This is a genomic window from uncultured Corynebacterium sp., from assembly GCF_902782855.1.
Lineage (GTDB): Bacteria > Actinomycetota > Actinomycetes > Mycobacteriales > Mycobacteriaceae > Corynebacterium.
The window spans coordinates 1-2525 of record NZ_CACZOO010000191.1 but is presented as its reverse complement, the minus strand read 5'-3'; the positions used below and the strand labels follow the sequence as shown (position 1 = coordinate 2525).

At 65.3% G+C, this 2525-nt stretch carries 3 protein-coding genes; all 3 read right to left on the bottom strand.

All coding sequences use genetic code 11. The annotated features are described in order from the left end of the window. Positions 1-1030: hypothetical protein (locus tag QZV72_RS08340; RefSeq protein WP_297007233.1), on the bottom strand; the 1030-nt coding region annotated here is incomplete at its 3' end. Continuing rightward, positions 1027-1770, bottom strand: coding sequence for a hypothetical protein (locus tag QZV72_RS08335; protein WP_297007231.1), 744 nt, complete (start codon positions 1768-1770; stop codon positions 1027-1029). The genes QZV72_RS08340 and QZV72_RS08335, both read right to left, overlap by 4 nt. A 26-nt stretch (positions 1771-1796) precedes the next feature. Next, positions 1797-2132: a hypothetical protein gene (locus tag QZV72_RS08330; protein WP_297007229.1), complete on the bottom strand. Its 336-nt coding sequence runs from the start codon at positions 2130-2132 to the stop codon at positions 1797-1799. Positions 2133-2525 lie beyond the last annotated feature (393 nt).

Genomic DNA, 2525 nt, shown 5'->3' with positions numbered 1-2525 from the left:
GGATCCGCCAGGACACCGACCAACCCCGCTGCCCACCACTGAGTTCAGGACGCAGAATGCTCCCCCGGGGACTGGCACCGGTCACCGGAAGGAAAAGGACAAGGGCACCGAGTGCCGCCAGCACGGGATCACAGCCGGTGAGCACCACCACGGCAGCGGCGAGGAGAACGAGGATCACCGCCGCCGTGACGGTGGTCGCGGGACGGAACTCCGGCAGAACCTCGTAGTCCTTCTTCGGCGAAGCCTCAGCACCTTCGAGTCCGCGCTCCTTGATGAGCGCAATGAGCGGGAACAGGTTCATTTCCGGGAAGGCCGTGGGAGGAATGGGCAGTGTCCTTCTCCGCTTCCGGATGCCGAGCATGCGGGACTCCACGGGCGGGTAGACGGTCAACCGGAGTTGTTGCTGGCCACGGTAGGTGAACAGCTGCGCACCGGTGTGCCGGTTGAGCGGGACGGTGTACGAGCTCATCAGGCCGACCCGGACCGTCAGTGTTGTGCCGACAAGCCGCACACTGGTCGGCCCGATTTCCGGCAGGAGGAACACAGGGAGGACCAGACACAGGAGCAGGACCGCGCAGAGAACAACCAGCCAACCGATGACAATGTCCCGCGTAAACGGGGAACGCAGGAGTGCGGCGAATGCGAACCAGAGCATTCCCGCCCCGATGACCCCCATGAAGATCGTCATCGGAAGTGTGGACACGGGGCTTCCGTTGCGGGTGATGACGAGGTCGCGACCGGTCACCCGGACCACGGGCCGAGTCCGGCGGGGCCGGGTTGCCGGAGCCACGAACGTGCCCGTCACCCAGACGACGATGGCGAAAAGTACACCCATTCCCACCGACAGCACCATGGATTTGTCCGGGCCTGCGAGGTCCGTGAATATCCACACTCCTCCGGCGAGGCTCACCAGGAACAGTACGACTGCGGGCCATGCGCGACGTGGACCCCGTGCGGCGTCCTTCTCCTGCTGTGCCCGGAACGGGGCGAGCGGGTCGCCGGAGGTCGGTGCGGCGCTGGGCGACGTCACTCGTCCCACCAGTTCGTCGGGAGGGGGCCACCGTTCCTGGCGTCCGACGCCGCATGCTGAGGGCCGGTTCCGGGAAGGTTACGCGGCGGCTGCCGTGTCGCGGCGGCAGTGTCCTCATCTGCGAACGGGGTCCCCTCCTTGTCGAAGTTCCATCCCCGGGCGGGCACCTCGATCCGCGACGGTATCCAGACAGGACGACCGTAGGCATCCGTCGTCAGGATCTCCGCGGTGACGCACCACCCCGTCAGAGTTCGCATGTCACTGGCATGAAGTGCGTCCGTCGTGAAGCGAACATGATGGCGCTGGGCGCGCATCCGGTAGTACCGGCCGTCGAACTCGAGTCGTCGAGCCCGGCACAGTTCAACGAGGGTGAGTATCAGGCAGATGACCGCGACCACCACCAGACCGCCCGCCCGTCTCTCCTGACTGGCGGGCTGGTCCCGGCCGGAGGCCCACATACCGAACCCGAACAGTGCGAGAGCCATGATCACCACAGGAGTGAGCTGCATCAGCTTCCCGCCGACCGACAACGTCCACACGGTCCCCGGGGCGGTCGGGATCCGACTGTCAGGGTCGTCCGGGCGTACCCGGGTCGCGACGTCCTGGACCTGCAGCAGCAGGAGGAACGCCGCGACCGCCAACGACGCAGAGTACTCAGGCGCCCAGTCGTTTCCGACGGAGAGGACGCCGAGAACAGCGACCCCCGTGATACTGAGCAGCCAGAGAAAGCCGGCGGTCAACCACCCGCGGTATTCACCAGGACGCATCACCAGATCTTGTCGACCCAGGCGGAGTAGTTGAAACTACCCGGCAGGATGAACTGGCCGATGAGGTAGACGTCAGATGTCCCGCTGCCTGATGCGAAATCGCCCGGAGCCATTCCACAGTTGCCCTGGGTGCGGCCGCCGAACACCGGCCCCACCCGGACATCGCGGTCGATATGACAGTACGTCTGCCCGCCCCGGACGATGAAGCTACCGGGTTCAGCCGACGCGGCCGGCGCCACAGCACCGGCGACGATGCCGAGGCCGGCCGCCACCACGGCGCCACGGGTGACCCAGCGCCGCAGCACCGAGGGAGTCGAAGAGTTCAGGTCAGTCATGGTTCCTCCAGATACTTGTACGTCAGCGGGACCGTTCCGTAGCTTCCGCTACAGATAGTCACCCGGTGAAACATATCAGCAGCCACCCAAGCCCAACTGAAGAACCCCCAAAGATGATGCGTCAACAATACTGAGCGTCCCTTTCCGCGTTCTTCCCCTGCGCCGCCCACTCCCCCACCGGCACTACACTCGACCCCGACAATCACGAGCGGACAGTCACCCGCCCAACCGACAGCACACCCGGAGGATCCCCATGGTCGAGGTCACCGACGAAGAGTTCGAGGAACTCGTCGACCGAGGACTCGAGATGATCCCCCGGAAACTCCTCAACAGCCTGAACAATGTCGCCATCGTCGTCGAGGACCACAACGAGGAAGACCCCACCCTCCTCGG